This is a genomic window from Streptomyces sp. R33, from assembly GCF_041200175.1.
GTDB lineage: Bacteria > Actinomycetota > Actinomycetes > Streptomycetales > Streptomycetaceae > Streptomyces > Streptomyces katrae_B.
In genome coordinates this window covers 5,774,537-5,793,956 of the sequence record NZ_CP165727.1, presented here as the reverse complement: position 1 = coordinate 5,793,956, position 19,420 = coordinate 5,774,537, and the positions used below count along the sequence as shown (strand labels likewise).

Below are 19,420 nucleotides of genomic sequence, written 5' to 3'. Positions count from 1 at the left end.
CCCCCTCCCCCGCCTTTCACTCGGACGAATGAGCGGGTGAGCACCCGGAAAACACCCGTCACCCCCGCGCAACGCCCACGCAACCTGCGGCCCGCAGGATCGGTTCATGACGGAGCTGGTGCACCCTCCCGAGTCCCTGTCCCTCCCCTTTCCCCCCGCCACGGCCACTGAGCTGCTGACCCGGATCACCACCCAACTCGGCATGCAGCTCAGCGGACTGCGCCCATGGCACACCTCGGGGGGCCGGTCCGACGGAGTCCGCCCATGCAGCCCACCCTCGTCGCCGTCGCCCACGGCAGCCGCGACCCCCGCGCCCTCCCCACCGTCCTGGCCCTCCTCGACCGGATCCGCGAGCTCCGCCCCCGCCTCGACGTCCGGCTCGGACACGTCGAGCTGAACCGGCCGCTCCTCGGCGAGACCCTCGAGGACACCACCGGCGCGGCCGTGCTCGTCCCGCTGCTCCTCGGCCGCGGCCACCACGTCAAGCGGGACCTCCCCGCAGCGGCCGCCCGCGCCGCCCACCTCGACACCTGCGTCGCCGCCCCGCTCGGCCCGCATCCGCTGCTGGTCGAGGCCCTGTACGAGCGCCTCGCCGAGGCCGGCTGGTCCCCCGGCGCGAGTACGGCCGTCGTCCTCGCCGCCGCCGGCTCCCGCGACCCCGACTCGGCGGCCGACACCCGCCGCACCGCCGCCCTGCTCTCCGAGCGCCTCGGCGGCGCGCCCGTCGTACCGGCCTACGCCTCCGCCGCTGCGCCCGCCGTCCCCGACGCCGTCCGCGCCCTCGCCGCCCGCGGCCACCACCGGATCGCGGTGGCCTCGTACTTCACGGCCCCCGGCCGCTTCGCCGCGCAGAGCGCCGCCGCCACGCCGGGCCCGGCGGCCGCCCCGCTCGGCGACCACCCGGCCCTGGCCCGCCTCGTACTCCAGCGCTACGACGAGGCCCTGGTCCGGCAGCGGAGCTCCCTGGCCGCCATGGCCTCCCCGGCCGCCCTGAAACTGGCCACTGCATAAAGACCGCGTTGGCGCGGATTGCTCAGATTGGTCGCATTGTCGGTGCTTCCGGTTACCGTCTGAGCATGGAAGGCATGGAAGGCACCGCCAGCGCACCCGTCCGCCACCTCGACCCGAACGGCCCTTACGACGCGTCCGACACCGAGCGCTGGGCCGCCGAGCCCGACAAACGGCCCGGCCGCACCGCCTTCCAGCGCGACCGGGCCCGGGTCCTGCACTCCGCGGCGCTGCGCCGCCTCGCCGGGAAGACCCAGGTGGTCACCCCCGGCAGCCGCTCGTACGACTGGGACGCCAGCCCCCGCACCCGGCTGACGCACTCCCTGGAGTGCGCCCAGGTCGGCCGCGAGCTCGGCGCGGCCCTCGGCTGCGATCCCGACCTCGTCGAGGCCGCCTGCCTCTCGCACGACACGGGCCACCCGCCCTTCGGGCACAACGGTGAGGAGGCGCTGAACGAGTTCGCCAAGGACTGCGGCGGCTTCGAGGGCAACGCCCAGTCGCTGCGCCTGCTGACCCGCCTGGAGCCGAAGCGGTTCGTGTCCGGCCCGGCCGGCGGCGAGCCCGTCAGCGTCGGGCTCAACCTCACCCGGGCCTGCCTGGACGCCGCCACCAAGTACCCGTGGGCCCGCGGCGGCCACCCGACCGACCCCGACTCGGTCAAGTTCGGCGCGTACGAGGACGACCTGCCGGTCTTCGAGTGGCTGCGGCGCGGCGCGCCCGCGGACCGCAAGTGCTTCGAGGCCCAGGTGATGGACTGGTCGGACGACGTCGCGTACTCGGTCCACGACTTCGAGGACGGCCTGCACGCCGGGCACCTCGACCCCAACCTCCTCTTCGCCGAACCCGAGCGCACGGCCATCTGGCGGGTGGCGATCGGCCGGTACGTGCCGGCCGACACCGAGCCGGAGGAGCTGCGCGAGGCCCTCGACCGGCTGATGGAGCAGGAGTGGTGGCCGCACGGGTACGACGGATCGGCCGTCGCCCAGGCCCGTCTCAAGGACGCCACCAGCCAGCTGATCGGCCGGTTCTGCCTGGCCGCCGAGGGCGCCACCCGCGAGGCGTACGGCTCCGGCCGGCTGACCCGGTACGCGGCCGAGCTGGTCGTCCCGCGCGAGGCGCGCAACGAGTGCGCGGTCCTCAAGGCCGTCGCCGACCTGTACGTGATGCAGCGCGACGAGCAGGAGCGGCTGCGCGCCGACCAGCGCATCGTCCTGGCCGAACTCGCCGAGGCACTCAGCGCCCGCGCACCCGAGGGACTGGACCCGCAGTTCCGGGCGATCTTCGACGCCGCGCCCGACGACAAGGCCCGCAAACGCGCGGTCATCGACCAGATCGCGGCGCTCACGGACGCCTCTGCGCGCTCCCTGCACGCCCGGCTCACACGGCGCACGCGCCGGTCCGAAGGGTGAGCCGATCGGGCCATTCCCCCTTCACGCGACAGGCTCAGTGCGGGACGCTCGCATGTGGTCGCATGTGGCGGAGAGGTTATGAGGAGGCATCAGGTGGTCGACGCACACCGGACATTCGTCATCGTCGGCGCAGGGCTTGCCGGAGCTAAGGCGGCCGAGACGCTGAGGTCCGAGGGGTTCACGGGGCGGGTGATCCTGATCGGCGACGAGCGCGACCATCCCTACGAACGGCCCCCGCTGTCCAAGGGGTACCTCCAGGGCAAGGAGGAGCGCGACAGCGTCTTCGTCCACGAGCCGTCCTGGTACGCCCGGGCCGACGTCGAGCTGCACCTCGGCCAGCCCGCGGTCCACCTGGACCGGGAGGCCAGGAAGGTCGTCCTCGGCGACGGCACGGCGCTGCACTACGACAAGCTGCTGCTGGCCACCGGGGCCGAGCCTCGCCGCCTCGACATCCCGGGCACGGGCCTTGCCGGGGTGCACCACCTGCGCCGGCTCGCCCACGCCGAGCGGCTGAAGGGCGTACTGGCCACCCTCGGCCGGGACAACGGCCATCTGCTGATCGCGGGGGCCGGCTGGATCGGCCTGGAGGTCGCCGCCGCGGCCCGCGGGTACGGGGCCGAGGTCACCGTGATCGAGCCGCTGGCCACCCCGCTGCACGCGGTGCTCGGCCCGGAGATCGGCCGGCTGTTCGGCGACCTGCACGCGGAGCACGGGGTCCGCTTCCACTTCGGTTCGCGGCTCACCGAGATCGTCGGGCACGACGGCATGGTGCTCGCCGCCCGGACCGACGACGGGGAGGAGCACCCCGCGCACGCCGTGCTCGCGGCGATCGGGGCCGCCCCGCGGACCGCGCTCGCCGAGACCTCCGGGCTGGCCCTGGTCGACCGGCAGCACGGCGGCGGCATCGCCGTGGACGCCTCGCTGCGGACCAACGACCCGAACGTGTTCGCCGTCGGGGACGTGGCCGCCGCGCACCACCCGCTGCTCGGGACCCGGCTGCGGGTCGAGCACTGGGCGAACGCGCTCAACGGCGGCCCTGCCGCGGCGCGGGCGATGCTGGGGCAGGAGGTGTCGTACGACCGGGTGCCGTACTTCTTCTCCGACCAGTACGACGTGGGCCTGGAGTACTCGGGGTACGCCCCGGTGGGCGGCTACGACCAGGTGCTGATCCGCGGCGACGCGGCCAAGCGGGAGTTCATCGCGTTCTGGCTGTCGGAGGGGCGGGTGCTGGCCGGAATGAACGTGAATGTGTGGGATGTCACCGAGCACATCCAGGCCCTGATCCGGTCGAAGGCGCAGGTCAACCGCGAGGCGCTGGCGGACCCGTCGATTCCGCTTGACTCCCTGCTGGAGGGCCAGGGGGCCTGACGGGTTTGTCGGCGTCCGGCCGTAGACTTCACGGGTGGCAGGACGGATCAACGACGACGACGTGAAGGCGGTACGGGACGCGGTCCCGATCGACGCCGTGGTCTCCGACTACCTCCAACTGCGCAACGCGGGCGGCGGCAACCTCAAGGGCCTCTGCCCCTTCCACGACGAGAAGTCCCCGTCCTTCCAGGTCAGCCCCAGCAAGGGTCTCTACCACTGCTTCGGCTGCCAGGCGGGCGGGGACACCCTCGACTTCATCATGAAGATCGACCACCTGTCGTTCTCCGAAGCGGTCGAGCGCCTCGCCGGACAGGCCGGCATCACCCTGCGGTACGAGGAGGGCGGCTACACCGCCGGCACCAGCGGCCGCGGCGAGCGCATCCGGCTCGTCGAGGCGCACAAGGCGGCCGCCCAGTTCTACGTCGAGCAGCTGGGCAGCGCCGAGGCGGAGATCGGCCGCAGGTTCCTGGCGGAGCGCGGCTTCGACCAGGCCGCCGCCGAGCACTTCAGCGTCGGGTACAGCCCGGCCGGCTGGGACCACCTGACGCGCTTCCTGCGCGGCAAGGGCTTCAGCGACAAGGAGCTGATCACCTCCGGCCTGGCCCAGGACAGCCGCAGCGGCAAGCCCATCGACCGCTTCCGCGGCCGGCTGATGTGGCCGATCCGCGACATCAGCGGCGAGGTGGTCGGTTTCGGCGCGCGCAAGCTGCGCGACGACGACAACGGGCCGAAGTACCTGAACACGCCCGAGACGGCGATCTACAAGAAGTCCCAGGTGCTGTACGGCATCGACCTGGCGAAGAAGGAGATCGCGAAGACCTCGCGGGCCGTGGTGGTCGAGGGCTACACGGACGTGATGGCCTGCCACATGGCCGGGGTCACGACCGCGATCGCGACCTGCGGCACCGCCTTCGGCGGCGACCACATCAAGATCCTGCGCCGCCTGCTGATGGACAACGCGACGGCCGAGGTGATCTTCACCTTCGACGGCGACGCGGCCGGCCAGAAGGCCGCGCTGCGCGCCTTCGAGGACGACCAGAAGTTCGCCGCCGAAACCTCCATCACCATCGCCCCTGGCGGCATGGACCCGTGCGACCTGCGACTGGCGCAGGGGGACGCGGCCGTGGCCGGGCTGGTGGAGGCCCGGACCCCGCTGTTCGAGTTCGCGCTGCGGCACATCGTGGCCCGGCACAACCTGGAGAACCCGGCGGGCCGGGCGGCCGCGCTGGACGAGGCGGCACCGGTCGTCGCCAACATCAAGAACATCGCGATCCAGCACGAGTCGGCGGTCCAGCTGGCGGGGATGCTGGGCATCCGGGACGAGCAGTTCGTGGTCAAGCGGGTCGCACAGCTGGCGCGCTGGGCGCGGGAGCGGGGCAACCAGCCCGGCGGCCAGCAGCAGGGCCGCGGCCGGTCCTCGCACGCGTCGTACGAGGCGCCGCCGGCGCCCTCCGCCCCGGCGGCGGGCGGACCGGCGCTGAACCTGCGCAGCCCGGCGCACCGCACCGAGCGCGAGCTGCTCAAGCTGGCGCTGCAGCGGCCGGCCCTGGTCTCCCCGGCCTTCGACGCGTACGGGGTGGACGAGTTCACCGCCCCGCCGTACGCGGCGGTCCGCGAGGCCATCCAGGCGGCGGGCGGCGCCTCCCTGGGCACCGACGACTACTTGGCCCGGGTCCGCGACGCCGCGCCGAACGACACGGTCCGCGCGCTCGTCACCGAGCTGGCGGTCGAGGCCATCCACGCCAAGACGGTGGACGAGGTGTACGCGGGGGTCCAGCTGGTCCAGGTCCGGCTGCGCGCGGTCGACCGCCGGGTCCACGAGATCCAGGGCACCATGTCGCGCCTGGGCCCGCAGGCACCGCCGGAGCAACTGGCGGCGGTCCAGGAGGAGCTCTGGGTCCTCCAGCAGTACGGCCAGCGCCTGCGCAACCGCGGCGCCGAGGGGCTGTAACGCGCTGCCCCCTATCGCCGCCCGAACCAGTCGCCGCCCGGTATCTCGGTGCCGGACTCGCGCAGCCGGCGGGCCAGCAGCGGGGCCGCCAGGTAGACCCACGCGGGGGTCCGGGTGCCGTCCGGGCGGACCGCGTCCCGGCGGACCCGGTCGTAGACGTTCAGCGGCCGGTCGGGGCCGTGGTACTCCTCCAGCCGGTCCAGTTCGGCCAGGAGCCTCCCGTACGTGCCGGGCGCCGGGGTGACCAGCTCGCCGACGATCTCCGATCCCGGGTGCTGGACGGCGTACGGGTAGCCGGGACCGTCGTAGAGGAGCGCGTCCGGAAGCCGCGCGGGCTCCTCGGCGGCCGTCCGGCCCCGCAGGAACAGGGCGTGGTTGACCTCCCCGGGGCGCAGGGTCCCGTACACGAAGAAGGGGAGCTCGGCGGTCATCCGGCCGTCACCTCGCTCGCGACCCACGCCAGGTAGTCCGCGCCGCCCCGCACCACCGGGGTGGCGATGATCTCCGGTGTGTCGTACGGGTGATCGGCGGTCAGCCGGGCCTCCAGGGCCGGGTACGCGGCCGTGGTGGTCTTGAACAGCACCTGCCATTCCTGAGCGGTCTCCAGCGCGTCCTTCCAGTGGTAGACGGACGTCACCGGCCCGGAGATCTGCGCGCACGCGGCCAGCCGCGCCTGGACCGCGCCGCGTGCGAGCGCCGCGGCCGCCTCCGCCGAGTCGACCGTGGTCAGCACGGTGAGCACCCCGGGCACCGGATCCGGTGCCGGCTGTGCCGGTTGTGGCGGCGATGGCCGATCGACTGATGTCACAGGAGCCCTCCCTCTGTTCCGGCGGACAGCGCGCGGTCCGGGACTTTGGTCCCGATTCTGCCTGCGCCCTTCCACCGTACGCACCGCTGTTACACAACCTCCCGGTGGCCGTGACCACGGCCGTCTACCGTCGGTCCGTCCTCTCCCAGACCCCTTTGGCCCCCCATGAAGCGACCCACCCGACAGCTCACCGCCGTCCTCCTGAGCGCCTGTACCTGTGCACTCGCCGCCGGCGGCTGCGCCGCGCCCGGCGGGCTCGGTGCCGGTGAGCCCGCGCCGCCCGTGTCGGCCCAGCCGCAGCCCGAGTCGCTCTGGCCGCTGTGGACCGACCACACCACCCCCGCGGCGCCGGGCAAGCCGGTCGGCACCCGCGAGCCCCCGCCGCAGCCGCTGGAGAACGCGCCGGAGGTGGGGCCCGGCGGGCTGCCCTCGGTGGACGTGAAGGACGTCGTACGAGCCGACAAGCAGATGAAGCCGTTCGCTGCGAAGGGGTGGATCGACGCGCCCGGCAAGGTCGGGATCCGCCCGCCCCTCTACCGCGACCTCACGGGCGACGGGAAACCGGAGCTGATCGTCGCCGCCGACGCGCAGACGGGGCGTACCGCGCTGACCGTGTACACCGCGGAGGGCACCCGGATCGTCCCCGTCCTCTTCACCGTCGGCCGCCGGCCGGCCGCCGAGGCCATCGGCGGCGACCTGCTGTTGCGCACCGCCGCCGACGACGGCTCCGAGCAGGCCGTCCGCTACCACTGGGACGGCGAGCGGATGCGGGTCGTCAGTGACGAGCGGCGCTACAGCAAGTCCCCGGCGGACTGCGACAGCGGGCAGGGTCCCCGGCCGAAGCGCACCGACAGGTTCGGGGAGGTGTGTGAGTGAGGCCCGGCCTGATCCGCTGCCGCCAACTCCTGCGGGCCCTCGGCCTGCGCTGGAAGATCTCCGCCCTGCTCGCGGCCGGCTGCGCGCTCGTCGCGGTGACCATCGGCGTGCTGATCCACGAGGCGCGGGCCCGGCAGGTGGGCGATGCGGCGCGCGAGAGCGCCGTCGCGCAGCTGATCCGGGTCCGCCAGGTGTACGAGCTCACCGGGCGGCTGGACGACGACAAGGTCGGCGAGGCCGATGCGTGGATCGACTGCCCCGGGCTGCCGGGGCCGCTGCGCCGGGCGGCCCTCGCGGGGCAGCGCACCACCTACCTCGACCTGTCCGGGTCCGATCCGGCGGTGTGGGCCGCGCGCCCGGTCGGCGGCGACCAGGTGCTGTCCGTACGCCGGTCGTTGGCCGGTGAGCAAGCCGAACTGGCCGATCTGGACAAGCAGCTGGTGGCTTCCGGGGCCGGTGTCGTGACGCTCGCGGCGATCGGCGGGGCGCTGCTGGCGAGCCGGCTGAGCAAGGACCTGCGGACGGCGGCCGAGACGGCCCGCCGGATCAGCGAAGGCGAACTGGACGCGCGCATCGGGGCGTCGGGCGTGCCGGGAACCCGGAACGAGGTCGCCGAACTGTCCTCGGCGGTCGACACGATGGCGGCCAGCCTGCAGCAGCGGCTGGAGGCGGAGCAGCGGTTCACGGCCGATGTGGCGCACGAGTTGCGGACACCGCTGACGGGACTGCACACCGCGGCCGAGCTGCTGCCGGCGGGGCGGCCGACGGAGCTGGTCCGGGACCGGGTCGCGGCGCTGCGGACGCTGACGGAGGACCTGCTGGAGGTCGCGCGGCTGGACGCGCGCCGGGAGGAGGCACAGCTGGGGGTGCACGCGCTGGGTCCGCTGGTCGCGACGATCACGCGGCGGGCGGGGGTGGCGGCGGAGCTGGTCGGGGCGGACTGCCCGGCCCCGGTTCGTACGGACGTCCGCCGCCTGGAGCGGATCCTGACGAACCTGCTGGTCAACGCCCGCCGGCACGGCGGTGACCCGGTCACGGTGGAGGTCTGCGGGAACACGGTGACCGTACGGGACCGTGGTCCGGGCTTCCCGGCGAAGCTGCTGCGGGAGGGGCCGCAGCGGTTCCTGACGGGTGCGGCGGAGCGGGGCCAGGGGACGGGGCTGGGCCTGACCATCGCGTTCGGCCAGGCGCAGGTGATCGGGGCGCGGGTGACCCTGTCCAACCCGGCCCCGGCGGGCGCGGCGGCGACGGTGACGCTGCCTGCGGGCTGAGCCCGGCTCTGGCCCGCGCCGGGTCCGCTCCGGGTCCGGCCTCACCCGGACGGGGTGGGTCGCCTGGACGGCCGAAGTCAGGCGCCGTGACCTGCGGAAACGGCGGGCCGCCGGGCCGATCTGACGGAACTTCAGCAGGCGGGCCGCGGCCGGGCCGGGTTTCCTCGGGAACACGACCCCGCGTCTCCAGGAGTCCCCATGCGCCGACGCACCGCCCATGTGCTCACCGCCGCCACGCTGACCGCCGCCGCGTTCACCGGCCCGGTCGCCGGCGTGGTGGCCGCCGCGGAGCTCGGCACGGCGGGCTTCGCGCCCGGCGACTTCGCGAAGCTGGAGGTGTGGCCGAAATCCGCCGCCCCCGGGGCCAGCGTCACCGTGAACACCACCGCGTGCGGGCCGGGGAGTCATGCCGACGGCGATGCCACCACGGTCGGCGGCGGCCGCTTCAAGCTGGTGCCCGGCACCCACAAAGAGGTGGTCATCGGGCAGTTCCAGATCGCCCGCGCCACTCGCCCCGGCACCTACAACATCGGCGCGACCTGCGCCGACGGCAAGTTCGCCACCGGCGATCTGGTCGTCACCGAACGCGGCCCGCAGGGCCACGTCCGCACGGGGGTGGGTGGCGGGACGACCTCCACCGTCGACCCCACCAAGATCACGGCGGGAGCGGCCGTGCTGGCCGCGGCCGCCGTCGGCGGTACCTGGCTCCTGCGTCGCCGGGCGAGCGGCACGCGGAGCTGACGGGCGCCCACCGCGGCTGCGGCCGCGGTCCGACCGGTACCGTCCCCCGTCGCCCGCCCCGCGAGGTCCCCCCGTTCGCGGGGCCGGGCGACGGCCTGCCACACGGAACACGGACCCGGAACACAGCCAGGGGGCACCCATGGGCAGAGGCCAGGCCGGCCGCGGCGGGCTCGTCGCGCTCACCGCCTGCGTCGGCATCTGGCTCGTCGGCAGCGGATCCGGCCAGTCCGTCGGGCCCCCGCTGCCTTCCCCCGCAGAGGCGCTGAGCAACCGGGTGGGCTACCCCGGCAGCATCGCCCCGCTCCCCGGATCGCCGCCGGCCCGGATCCGGATCCCGTCCATCCGGGTCGACGCCCCGCTGACCGGACTCGGCCTGGGGCCGGACGGCAGCATCGAGGTGCCCCCGCCCGCCCGCCGCGACCTGGCGGGCTGGTACCGCGACGGCACCACCCCCGGCGCCGTCGGCACGGCCGTCGTCGTCGGGCACGTCGACCACGCCGCCGGCCCGGCGGTCTTCTACCACTTGGGCGCGCTGCACCGCGGGGCAGCGATCGAGGTGCCGCGCGCGGACGGACGTACGGCCGTGTTCACCGTCCATGCGGTCGAGGTCTACGAAGCCGAGCGCTTTCCGGACACCCGCGTGTACGGGCCCTCGCCGCGCGCCGAGCTCCGGGTGATCACCTGCGGCGGCGGCTTCTCGCCCCGTACCGGCTACCAGGGCAACGTGGTCGTCTTCGCCCACCTCACCGGCACGTACTAGCGGGGAGCGGGGAGCGGGGATCGGGGACCGGTCAGCCCCACTGCTCCAGACCGAGCTTGACCACCAGCGCGCCCACGACGGTCAGCAGCACACCGCGGACGAACCCGCTCCCCTTCTTCAGTGCCATCCGGGCCCCGATCATGCCGCCGGCCAGGTTGAACACCGCCATCAGCGCGGCCAGCTGCCACAGCACCATGCCCTGGTACGCGAACATCGCGAGCGCCCCGGCGTTCGTGCAGCAGTTGACGATCTTGGCGGTGGCGGAGGCCGTGACCAGGTCGAGGTGGAGCAGCGCCGTGAGGGCGAGCACGAGGAAGGTGCCGGTGCCGGGCCCGATGAGCCCGTCGTAGAAGCCGATGCCGAGGCCGGCGAGCCCGATGGCGAGCAGCACCCGCTGTCGGCTGACGGGCGCGGTCGAGGGGGCGGTGCCGAAGCCCGGCTTGAAGATCACGACGCCCGCGACGACCACGAGCACCCCCATGATCAGCGGGCGGAGGGCGTCCTTGCTGATCCCGCCGGCCAGCGCGGCACCACCCATGGAGCCGGCGAGCGCGGCCAGGCCGATCCGGACGGCGAGCTTCACGTCCACCGGGGCCTTGCGCACGTACGTCACCGCCGCGCCCGTGGTGCCGACGATGGCCACGGCCTTGTTCGTGCCGAGCACGGCGGCGGGGTGGGCGTTCGGCAGGCCGAGGAGCAGGGCGGGCAGGAGCAGCAGCCCGCCGCCGCCCACCACCGCGTCGATCCAGCCGGCCGCGGCGGCGGCCACGCACAGCACGATGATCATGGTCGTTGATATGTCAGGCACGCGCCCGACCCTATGAAGCCGATCGGTGCAGGACCCATCAATCCCCGGAAACTTGCGCAAAGGTTGAGCTTTCCCGGGCCGGCACCCGGTCCGGAGCCGCCGGGGCGGCCGGGTCCACCATCGCCGTCAGCACGGTCGCGGCCAGCACACTGACCAGCCCCAGCCCGGCCGCGAGCCGCCCCGGCGGGCGGTACGGAGGCCAGCGCGGCCCCTCGCCCACGCCACCGTCGCCGTGGCATCCCGCCCCTGACCCGCACCCCCGCCTCTCGCATGCGGATCACGCCAAGGGCGCCCCCGAACGCCGCTGAGCTGCTCGAACCGATCCTTAAGCCGCCCTTGAGGGACGTCTCACCGGCCCTTGACCCGGGCGCTGAGGTGCGCGTTCCCACCGGGTAACAGGGGCGATGCGGCGGGGAAACAGCGGCCGCGCACGCTCGTGCCATGACATCGGAGCAGCAGCGTGTGGTGGTGATCGGCGGCGGCCTCGCGGGCCTGCGGCTCGCTGCGCGGCTGGGCGCGGGTGCAGGTGCGGATGCCGGTGCCGGTGGTGCCGCTGCGGGGCCGGATGTGACGGTCCTCGGCGAGGAGTCGCACGTCCCGTACAACCGGGTCCTGCTGGCGGACGTGCTGGCGGGCCGGTACGCACCGGAGGTGACCGCCCTCCCGGCCCCCGGGCCGGTGCTGCGGCGCGGTGTCCGGGCGGTCCGCATCGACCGCGCCGACCGGACGGTCCACTGCGACGACGGCAGCACGGAGCGGTACGACACGCTGGTCCTGGCCACGGGCTCCAACGCGGTCCTCCCGCCGCTGCGCGGGCTGTTCGAACCGGAGGGGCGGGAACTGCCAGACGGGGTGCACGCGTTCCGCACCATGGACGACTGCCTGGCCCTGTCGGCTGCCGTGGCCGTACGGGAGGGCGTGCGCGCGGTGGTGATCGGCGGCGGCCTCCTCGGCGTCTCCGCGGCCCGCGCCCTGGCCGAACGCGGAGCCCGGGTGGTCCTGGCCCAGCAGGGCGAACGGCTGATGGAACGCCAGCTCGACGCGGACGCCTCGGCGCTGCTGCACACCCACCTGACCGCCCTCGGCATCGAGATCCACACGGAATGCCGGGTCCGCGGCCTGACGACGACGCAGGACACCGGCCGACGGCAGGTCACCGGGGTCGAGTTCGCCGACGGGTACCGGCTCGACGCCGATGTCGTCGTGCTCGCCTGCGGTGTGCGGCCCCGGACCGGGCTCGCGCTCGCCGCCGGGCTCGAGGTGCGCACCGGGATCGTCGTGGACGACGGGCTCCGCACCAGCGACCGGCGCATCCACGCCATCGGCGACTGCGCCGAGCACGACGGCCGGGTGTACGGCCTCGCGGGGCCCGCGCTGGAGCAGGCCGACGCCCTCGCCGCGCGCCTCACCGGCACCACCGGCACCGCCCTCGCCGCCCCCGCATACACCGGAACCCGCGCCCTCACCCGCCTCACCCTCACCACCGCCGCAGGCACCGGCACCGGCTCGGGCCCCCTCGACCTCGCCGCCTTCGGCGAGACCACGCCGCTCCCCGGCGACGACGTGGTCCGCCTCGCCGACGCCACCCGCCGGACCTACCGGAAGGTCGTCGTCCGCGGCGACCGCCTCGTCGGCGGCGTCCTCCTCGGCGAACTCTCCAGCGTGGGCGCCCTCGCCCGCAGCTGGGAGGACGAGGAGGACCTGACCGACCTGTTCCACCTGCTCACCGACGACGGAGGCTCCTGATCATGGCCGCAGCCACGCCCACGCCCACTCCCGCCATCGTGCTCATCGGCCACGGCATGGTCGGCCAGCGCTACCTCGAGGCACTCGCCGAGCGCGGGGCCACCGCCACGCACCGGATCACCGTGCTCTGCGAGGAGCCCCGGCCCGCCTACGACCGCGTGCACCTCACCTCGTACTTCTCCGGAACCACCCCCGAGGACCTCTCCCTCACCCCCGCCGGGTTCATGGAGCAGCACGGGATCGAGCTGCACCTCGGCGACCCCGCCGAGTCCGTCGACCGCGAGGCCCGTACGGTCACCTCCCGCTCGGGGCTGGTGTTCCCGTACGACGTGCTCGTCCTGGCGACCGGCAGCTACCCCTTCGTGCCTCCCGTCCCGGGCAAGGACGCCCCCGGCTGCTTCGTCTACCGCACCATCGAGGACCTGTTCGCGATCGAGGAATACGCGAAGACCCGCACCAGCGGAGCCGTCGTCGGCGGCGGCCTCCTCGGGCTCGAGGCGGCCGGCGCCCTCCAGGGCCTCGGTCTCAGCACCCGCATCGTGGAGTTCGCCCCGCGCCTGATGCCCGTCCAGATCGACGACGGCGGCGGCGCGGCCCTGCTGCGCACCATCGAGTCGATGGGCCTGACGGTCCACACCGGCGTCGGCACCCAGGAGGTCGTCACGGGCGAGGACGGCCACGTCAGCGGAATGCGGCTCTCCGACGGCTCCACCGTCGACACCGACCTCGTCGTGTTCTCCGCCGGGGTCCGCCCCCGCGACCAGCTCGCCCGCGACGCGGGCCTGACCGTCGGCGAGCGCGGCGGCATCGGCGTCGACGCCCGCTGCCGCACCTCCGACCCGCGCGTCTACGCGATCGGCGAGTGCGCACTGGCCACCGACGGCCGCGTCTACGGACTGGTCGCCCCCGGCTACGAGATGGCCGAGACCGCCGCCGAGGACCTGCTGGGCCGCGAGAAGGAGTTCACCGGAGCCGACCTCTCCACCAAGCTCAAGCTGCTCGGCGTGGACGTGGCCTCCTTCGGCGACGCCCACGGCGCCACCCAGGGCAGCCTCGACGTCGTCTACTCCGACTCCCGCTCCGGCGTCTACAAGAAGCTGGTCGTCTCCCCCGACGGAGTGCTGCTCGGCGGGGTCCTGGTCGGCGACGCCGACTCGTACGGCCTGCTGCGCCCGCTCACGGGCAGCGTCCCGCCCGTCAGCCCCGACCAGCTGGTCCTGCCCGCCGGGCTCGGCGCGCCCGTCGCGCTCGGCCCGTCGGCGCTCCCCGACTCCGCGGTGATCTGTTCCTGCCACAACGTCACCAAGAAGGCGATCACCGCCTGCGCGACGCTCCCCGAGGTCAAGCAGTGCACGAAGGCGGGCACCGGCTGCGGCAGCTGCCTCAAGGTGATCGGCCAGCTGCTGCCCGCGCCCGCCGACAAAGGGCTGTGCGACTGCTTCCCCTTCACCCGCGCCGAGCTCTACGAGATCGTCCGTACCCGTCGGCTGACCTCGTACGAGCAGCTCCTCGACGGCCACGGCCGGGAGGCGGCCCGCGGCGGCGACGGCTGCGAGGTCTGCAAGCCGACCGTCGGCTCGATCATCGCCTCGCTCGCCCCCACCCTCGGCGCGAGCGGCTACGTCCTCGACGGGGAGCAGGCCGCCCTCCAGGACACCAACGACCACTTCCTCGCGAACCTCCAGCGCAACGGCTCGTACTCGGTCGTCCCGCGCATCCCCGGCGGCGAGATCACCCCCGACAAGCTCATCGTGATCGGCGAGGTCGCCCGCGACTTCGGGCTCTACACGAAGATCACCGGCGGCCAGCGCATCGACCTCTTCGGCGCCAGCGTCGACCAGCTCCCGCGGATCTGGGCCCGCCTCGTCGAGGCCGGGTTCGAGTCCGGCCACGCGTACGGGAAGGCGCTGCGCACGGTGAAGTCCTGCGTCGGCCAGACCTGGTGCCGGTACGGGGTCCAGGACAGCGTGCGGATGGCCATCGACCTGGAGCTGCGCTACCGGGGCCTGCGCGCCCCGCACAAGCTCAAGTCGGCGGTGTCCGGCTGCGCGCGCGAGTGCGCGGAGGCGCAGAGCAAGGACTTCGGGGTCATCGCGACGGCGAATGGCTGGAACTTGTACGTCGGCGGGAACGGCGGGGCCACCCCGCGCCACGCGGACCTGCTGGCCCAGGACCTGTCCGACGCCGAACTGGTCCGGCTCATCGACCGGTTCCTGATGTTCTACATCCGCACGGCGGACCGGCTGGAGCGCACCTCGACCTGGCTGGACCGGCTGGAGGGCGGCCTGGACCACCTGCGGGACGTGGTCGTCCACGACTCGCTCGGGCTGTGCGCGGAGCTGGAGTCGCTGATGGCCGACCACGTGTCGCACTACCGCGACGAGTGGGCGCAGACGCTCCAGGATCCGGAGCGGCTGCGCCGGTTCGTGTCCTTCGTCAACGCGCCGGGCGCCCCCGACCCGACCGTGAAGTTCGTCCCCGAACGCGACCAGGTCAAGCCCGACCTGACCATTCTCGACATCCGGCCGCTGGAGGCCGTGGGAGGCACCCGATGACCGTGGAACTGCACGTGGCCGAAGGCTGGCTGACGGTGTGCGAGCTGTCCGACCTGACCCCCGGGCGGGGGGTGGCGGTCCTGCTGCCCGACGGGAGCCAGGCCGCGGTGTTCATCGGCCGCTCGGGCGGCATGTACGCCATCGACAACCGGGATCCGTTCACCGGGGCGGCCGTGCTCTCGCGGGGGCTGGTCGGCTGCATCGACGGCAAGCCGTTCGTGGCCTCGCCGCTGCTCAAGCAGCGCTTCGACCTCGCCACGGGGCGCTGCCTGGACGACGAGGGGGCGGCGGTCCGGACCTACCCGGTGCGGACCGCCGTGACCTCCGCGGCGGTGGCGTAGCGGGGGAGGGTGGCCGGGGGGCCGTCAGCCCTGGACGGCAGCCGGGTCCATCCAGACGTACTCCCAGACGTGGCCCTCCAGGTCCTCGAAGGCGCGGCCGTACATGAAGCCGAGGTCCTGGGCCGGGCGGGGTTCGGTGCCGCCCGCGGCGAGGGCGGCGTCGACCACCTCGTCGACCTTCTCCCGGCTGTCCGCGCTCAGGGCGAGCATGACCTCGGTGGTCTTGGTGGCGTCCGCCACCTCCTTGGTGGCGAAGTCCTTGAACCGGGCCTCGGTCATCAGCATCGCGAAGATGGTGTCGCTGATGACGAGGCAGCCGGTCGACTCGTCGCTGAACTGGGGGTTGAAGGAGTAGCCGAGCTTGCCCCAGAACGCCTTGGCGGCATCGATGTCCTTGACCGGCAGGTTGACGAAGATCATGGTGGGCATCTCGGTTCCTCTTCTTCTCTCGCGTGGTGTGCTTTCGAGAGATGGACCGGGGGCGGCGGGAAAACTCATCGCTCCTGCGAAAACTTTTCCGAAGATCTCAGCGCAGCCGCCGACCGAGGGCCGTCCGCGCAGGTCAGGCCGTGGAGCGGAGCTCCAGCGCGGCCAGCGGTACGAACCCGCAGGCGTCCTGTCTGCGCAGCAGCGCGGGATCCGGCCCGGCCAGCCGCCGGTGCAGGGCCAGCGCGATCCGCTCGCCCGTGGCCTTCGCCCGCTCGGCGTTCGGCCCCCGGTGCAGGCCGTCGACGGCCGCGTGCCACAGCTGCACCCAGCGCCCGAAGTCCTCGGCGGTCAGCGCCCGCGCCGCGTGCAGGGCGGCGTGCGGGGCGAACGCGTCGCGCCCGTAGTCGGCCGTGCGGAACAGGGCCCTCTCCCAGAAGTCGGTGATCCGGGACAGGTGGACCTCGAGGTCCGTCCCGGCGATCTCGGTGAAGAACGGCCCGATGCGCCGGTCGGCGAAGGCGGCGGTGTAGAAGCGGCGCAGCACGACCGCGAGGTCGGCGCGGCCGCATATGTCGTTGTCCGCGGCGAACTGGTTCATTGCTTCACCATCCTCGCCGAAGCGGCGTCCCTCCAGGGCGGAAAGTCCCGCGGTTCGTCACATCGTGCGGATCGGAACGTCGTGCGGATCACACGCGAACCGGTCGCCCCCGCGTCACGCCGCGTTGAGGCTGCGGCAATGCGGCGCTCCTAGGGTCCTGTGCGCGTGCGACTCCGCGCCCGACCGGATGCGGAGCCCCTCCTCCCACAGGAGTGACCGTGGAACGTCGTACCTTCCTGCGCGGCGCCGTGATCGGCTCCTCGGCCGCCGCGTTCGGCGGCACGCTGACGCACGGGGCCGCCTTTGCGGCGCCCGCCCAGCCCGGCACCGGGCCCTACGGGGCCCTCGGTGCGGCCGACGCGAACGGGATCCGGCTGCCGGCCGGCTTCAGCAGCCGGGTGATCGCCCGGTCCGGCCAGAACGTCGGCCCCACGAGCTACACGTGGCACAGCGCCCCCGACGGCGGTGCCTGTTTCGCGGACGGCACCGGCTGGATCTACGTCTCCAACTCCGAGATCAACCCGTCCGGCGGCGCGAGCGCGGTGAAGTTCAATGCCTCCGGGGCGGTCACCGGCGCCTACCGGATCCTCTCCGGCACCCGCCAGAACTGCGCGGGCGGCAAGACCCCGTGGAACACCTGGCTGTCCTGCGAAGAGGTGAGCCTGGGCTACGTCTACGAGACCGACCCGTACGGCGTGAACCCGGCCGTGCAGCGTCCGGCGCTGGGCCGCTTCAAGCACGAGGCGGCGGCCGCCGACCCGGTGCGCCAGGCGGTCTACCTGACCGAGGACGAGACCAACGGCTGCTTCTACCGCTTCCTGCCCACGACCTGGGGCAGCCTGTCCTCCGGAACGCTCCAGGTGCTGGTGGCCGGCTCCGCCACCTCCGGCTCGTTCACCTGGGCGAACGTGCCCGACCCGGACGGCTCGCCGACCACGACCCGCACCCAGGTCTCCGGGGCCAAGCACTTCAACGGCGGCGAGGGCTGCCACTACGCCGGCGACACGGTGTGGTTCACCACCAAGGGCGACAACCGTGTCTGGCAGGTCAACCTGGCGAGCGGCACGTACGAACTGGCCTACGACGACTCGCTCGTGCCCGGCGGCGCGGCCCCGCTGACGGGCGTGGACAACGTCACCGGGTCCTCGTACGGGGACCTGTACGTGGCCGAGGACGGCGGCGACATGGAGATCTGCGTCATCACCCCGGACGACGTGGTCGCCCCGTTCCTGCGCATCACGGGCCAGTCCTCCTCGGAGATCACCGGCCCGGCCTTCTCGCCCGACGGCACCCGGCTGTACTTCTCGAGCCAGCGCGGTACGACGGGCAGCTCCTCCGGCGGCATCACGTACGAGGTGACCGGGCCCTTCCGGGTCTGACGACGGCGGTCCCCGGGACCCCGGACCGCGGTCCGCGGAACGCGGTCCGGGGCCGGGGCCGGGGGGCCGGGGCCGGGGCGGGCTACGAGGCCACCGCGCCGCCCTTGAGGAGCGCGGCCCCCAGCGGGGTCACCGTGTGCAGGACGGCGTTGCCCCGGCGCAGGGTGGTGACCAGGCCCGCCTCGCGCATCACGCAGGCGTGCTGGCTCGCGGAGGCCAGCGAGACGCCGGCCCGGCGGGCCAGCTCGCTGGTGGTGGCACCGTCGCCGATGGCCCGCAGCACCACCGAGCGGGTGTGCCCAACGAGCTTGCCCAGCGTGCGCTGGCGCTGCTCCTCCAGGGGCCGAATCGATTCGCCTCCGGTCGGCGCCGACGCCAGCTGCGCGGCGGCCGGGTAGACCAGCACCGGGGGCAGCTCCGGGTCGTGCAGGGTCACCGCGGTCTTCCGGCAGAAGAACGACGGCTGGAGCAGCAGCCCGCGCCCCCGCAGCCGTACGTCGCGGTCCACGGGGTAGTCGCACTCCAGCACCGGAGCCCGCCAGCGCAGCATCGGCGGCAGGGAGGCCAGCAGCTCGTCGGCGCCGCCGTCGAGCAGGGCCCGGCCGCGTGCGGCCCGCTCGGCCTCGATCTGGGCCTGGATGTGCGTCCAGTACGGCTCCACGGCCGCCCGGTGGTAGCCGCGCAGCTCACCCAGCAGCCTCGGCAGGTGCTTGGTGCCGCCGTCCATAAAGTCCCGCAGCCGCCGCGGGACCGGCGCGTCGGCGCCTGCGCTCACGGCCGAGGGCATGCCGAACGCGGCTCCCACGCCCGTGCCCGCACCCAGCAGCGCCAGCTCGCGCCGCATCCGCTCGGGGCGGATCCCGCGCAGGGCGTCGAGTCCCACGTCCCACCCGTACTGCCCCTCCACAGGGGTCAGGAAATCGGGAAAATACCCGCGACTCGGTATGAGCGCACCAAGCAAACGTGTTTCACTATTCAACCTGCTCCGGGTTTCGGTACGCCATTCACCGAAGAGCCGGGCATCGCGCCGGTCTCTTAAGCGGTGAAAACTCAGAATCGTTTCCCACAACGCATCGGGACGCCCTGCCATCCGTACGCGTGCCAGGTCCACTCCAGTGAAATGGATACGCAGCACCGAACCCCCACCTGTGCAACCGCAATCCCCCCGCCCCATGAGTATGCACGCCGTCACACGACGTCACCACGCCCTTTCGGCCACAGTTGAAACCCCTTTCGGCGGGGGCGTGACAACCGAAATCCTGTACTCCGCCGGGCACACTCCGGTGCGACCGAAACGCTCCGTGAAGGCCGTGGGGGGCTTTGCGGGGCCTGGCGGTCGGTCGCACCGGGAAGCGCCGACGTGCCCGGCAGA

General features: G+C 73.5%; 18 protein-coding genes. 12 read left to right on the top strand and 6 right to left on the bottom strand.

What is annotated here, in order from left to right:
• The first annotated feature begins 264 nt into the window (after positions 1 to 264).
• From AB5J51_RS26525 to dnaG, 4 genes are all read left to right on the top strand, one after another.
• A complete protein-coding gene (locus AB5J51_RS26525; protein WP_369778797.1) occupies positions 265 to 1,011 on the top strand; it encodes a sirohydrochlorin chelatase in 747 nt (248 codons plus the stop codon).
• 65 nt (positions 1,012 to 1,076) lie between these two features.
• Positions 1,077 to 2,417 carry a deoxyguanosinetriphosphate triphosphohydrolase gene (locus AB5J51_RS26520; RefSeq protein WP_369778796.1) on the top strand — a complete coding sequence of 447 codons (1,341 nt, stop codon included), beginning with the start codon at positions 1,077 to 1,079 and terminating at the stop codon, positions 2,415 to 2,417.
• Positions 2,418 to 2,510: 93 nt separating this feature from the next.
• Entirely contained in the window at positions 2,511 to 3,785 is a 1,275-nt protein-coding gene (locus AB5J51_RS26515) for an NAD(P)/FAD-dependent oxidoreductase (protein ID WP_030291370.1), read from the top strand.
• A 34-nt stretch (positions 3,786 to 3,819) separates the two neighbouring features.
• A complete protein-coding gene (gene dnaG / locus AB5J51_RS26510; protein WP_053785333.1) occupies positions 3,820 to 5,736 on the top strand; it encodes a DNA primase in 1,917 nt (638 codons plus the stop codon).
• Positions 5,737 to 5,747: 11 nt separating this feature from the next.
• Here dnaG and AB5J51_RS26505 read toward each other — a convergent pair whose 3' ends face one another.
• Positions 5,748 to 6,167 carry a gamma-glutamylcyclotransferase family protein gene (locus AB5J51_RS26505; protein WP_053785334.1) on the bottom strand — a complete coding sequence of 140 codons (420 nt, stop codon included), beginning with the start codon at positions 6,165 to 6,167 and terminating at the stop codon, positions 5,748 to 5,750.
• Entirely contained in the window at positions 6,164 to 6,469 is a 306-nt protein-coding gene (cutA, locus tag AB5J51_RS26500; protein ID WP_369778795.1) for a divalent-cation tolerance protein CutA, read from the bottom strand. The genes AB5J51_RS26505 and cutA overlap by 4 nt, the downstream gene beginning before the upstream one ends.
• 240 nt (positions 6,470 to 6,709) lie before the next feature.
• Here cutA and AB5J51_RS26495 point away from each other — a divergent pair, with 240 nt between their 5' ends.
• The 4 genes from AB5J51_RS26495 to AB5J51_RS26480 all read left to right on the top strand — a co-directional run bounded on the left by AB5J51_RS26495 (position 6,710) and on the right by AB5J51_RS26480 (position 10,192).
• A complete protein-coding gene (locus AB5J51_RS26495; RefSeq protein ID WP_369778794.1) occupies positions 6,710 to 7,420 on the top strand; it encodes a hypothetical protein in 711 nt (236 codons plus the stop codon).
• Positions 7,417 to 8,691, top strand: a complete 1,275-nt coding sequence (locus tag AB5J51_RS26490) for an ATP-binding protein (protein WP_369778793.1) — start codon at positions 7,417 to 7,419, stop codon at positions 8,689 to 8,691. The genes AB5J51_RS26495 and AB5J51_RS26490 overlap by 4 nt, the downstream gene beginning before the upstream one ends.
• Before the next feature lie 198 nt (positions 8,692 to 8,889).
• Complete coding sequence (locus tag AB5J51_RS26485) at positions 8,890 to 9,432, top strand: hypothetical protein (RefSeq protein ID WP_369778792.1); 543 nt, start codon at positions 8,890 to 8,892, stop codon at positions 9,430 to 9,432.
• A 139-nt stretch (positions 9,433 to 9,571) separates the two neighbouring features.
• Positions 9,572 to 10,192, top strand: a complete 621-nt coding sequence (locus AB5J51_RS26480; protein ID WP_053785337.1) for a class F sortase — start codon at positions 9,572 to 9,574, stop codon at positions 10,190 to 10,192.
• Between the two features lie 31 nt (positions 10,193 to 10,223).
• On the opposite strand, the gene AB5J51_RS26475 is transcribed toward AB5J51_RS26480, so the two are convergent.
• Positions 10,224 to 11,000 (bottom strand): TSUP family transporter, encoded by a 777-nt coding sequence (locus AB5J51_RS26475; protein ID WP_133898110.1) that lies wholly within the window; start codon positions 10,998 to 11,000, stop codon positions 10,224 to 10,226.
• 441 nt (positions 11,001 to 11,441) lie between these two features.
• Between AB5J51_RS26475 and AB5J51_RS26470 the strand changes: the two genes are divergently transcribed.
• The 3 genes from AB5J51_RS26470 to nirD are packed head-to-tail and all read left to right on the top strand — an operon-like array spanning position 11,442 to position 15,642.
• Positions 11,442 to 12,746 (top strand): NAD(P)/FAD-dependent oxidoreductase, encoded by a 1,305-nt coding sequence (locus AB5J51_RS26470; protein ID WP_369778791.1) that lies wholly within the window; start codon positions 11,442 to 11,444, stop codon positions 12,744 to 12,746.
• A gap of 2 nt (positions 12,747 to 12,748) precedes the next feature.
• Positions 12,749 to 15,301, top strand: a complete 2,553-nt coding sequence (nirB, locus tag AB5J51_RS26465; protein ID WP_369778790.1) for a nitrite reductase large subunit NirB — start codon at positions 12,749 to 12,751, stop codon at positions 15,299 to 15,301.
• A complete protein-coding gene (nirD, locus tag AB5J51_RS26460) occupies positions 15,298 to 15,642 on the top strand; it encodes a nitrite reductase small subunit NirD (RefSeq protein WP_053785340.1) in 345 nt (114 codons plus the stop codon). Before nirB ends, nirD begins: the two co-directional genes overlap by 4 nt.
• A gap of 24 nt (positions 15,643 to 15,666) precedes the next feature.
• Here the strand turns inward: nirD and AB5J51_RS26455 are convergent, their stop codons facing one another.
• Together AB5J51_RS26455 and AB5J51_RS26450 are read right to left on the bottom strand one after the other, a co-directional pair.
• Positions 15,667 to 16,071 carry a VOC family protein gene (locus AB5J51_RS26455; RefSeq protein WP_053785341.1) on the bottom strand — a complete coding sequence of 135 codons (405 nt, stop codon included), beginning with the start codon at positions 16,069 to 16,071 and terminating at the stop codon, positions 15,667 to 15,669.
• 133 nt (positions 16,072 to 16,204) lie between these two features.
• Positions 16,205 to 16,669 (bottom strand): group III truncated hemoglobin, encoded by a 465-nt coding sequence (locus AB5J51_RS26450; RefSeq protein WP_053785342.1) that lies wholly within the window; start codon positions 16,667 to 16,669, stop codon positions 16,205 to 16,207.
• Positions 16,670 to 16,887: 218 nt separating this feature from the next.
• Here AB5J51_RS26450 and AB5J51_RS26445 point away from each other — a divergent pair, with 218 nt between their 5' ends.
• A complete protein-coding gene (locus AB5J51_RS26445; protein WP_369778789.1) occupies positions 16,888 to 18,048 on the top strand; it encodes an alkaline phosphatase PhoX in 1,161 nt (386 codons plus the stop codon).
• A gap of 82 nt (positions 18,049 to 18,130) precedes the next feature.
• On the opposite strand, the gene AB5J51_RS26440 is transcribed toward AB5J51_RS26445, so the two are convergent.
• Complete coding sequence (locus AB5J51_RS26440) at positions 18,131 to 19,183, bottom strand: helix-turn-helix domain-containing protein (RefSeq protein WP_063785113.1); 1,053 nt, start codon at positions 19,181 to 19,183, stop codon at positions 18,131 to 18,133.
• Positions 19,184 to 19,420: the final 237 nt, after the last annotated feature.

Excerpts from the sequence above, each read along its gene's own strand:
- AB5J51_RS26525 (WP_369778797.1), top strand. The coding sequence starts at position 265 with ATGCAGCCCACCCTCGTCGCCGTCGCCCACGGCAGCCGCGACCCCCGC.
- AB5J51_RS26520 (WP_369778796.1), top strand. The coding sequence starts at position 1,077 with ATGGAAGGCATGGAAGGCACCGCCAGCGCACCCGTCCGCCACCTCGAC.
- AB5J51_RS26505 (WP_053785334.1), bottom strand. The coding sequence starts at position 6,167 with ATGACCGCCGAGCTCCCCTTCTTCGTGTACGGGACCCTGCGCCCCGGG.
- AB5J51_RS26495 (WP_369778794.1), top strand. The coding sequence starts at position 6,710 with ATGAAGCGACCCACCCGACAGCTCACCGCCGTCCTCCTGAGCGCCTGT.
- AB5J51_RS26485 (WP_369778792.1), top strand. The coding sequence starts at position 8,890 with ATGCGCCGACGCACCGCCCATGTGCTCACCGCCGCCACGCTGACCGCC.
- AB5J51_RS26480 (WP_053785337.1), top strand. The coding sequence starts at position 9,572 with ATGGGCAGAGGCCAGGCCGGCCGCGGCGGGCTCGTCGCGCTCACCGCC.
- AB5J51_RS26470 (WP_369778791.1), top strand. The coding sequence starts at position 11,442 with ATGACATCGGAGCAGCAGCGTGTGGTGGTGATCGGCGGCGGCCTCGCG.
- nirB (WP_369778790.1), top strand. The coding sequence starts at position 12,749 with ATGGCCGCAGCCACGCCCACGCCCACTCCCGCCATCGTGCTCATCGGC.
- nirD (WP_053785340.1), top strand. The coding sequence starts at position 15,298 with ATGACCGTGGAACTGCACGTGGCCGAAGGCTGGCTGACGGTGTGCGAG.
- AB5J51_RS26455 (WP_053785341.1), bottom strand. The coding sequence starts at position 16,071 with ATGCCCACCATGATCTTCGTCAACCTGCCGGTCAAGGACATCGATGCC.
- AB5J51_RS26450 (WP_053785342.1), bottom strand. The coding sequence starts at position 16,669 with ATGAACCAGTTCGCCGCGGACAACGACATATGCGGCCGCGCCGACCTC.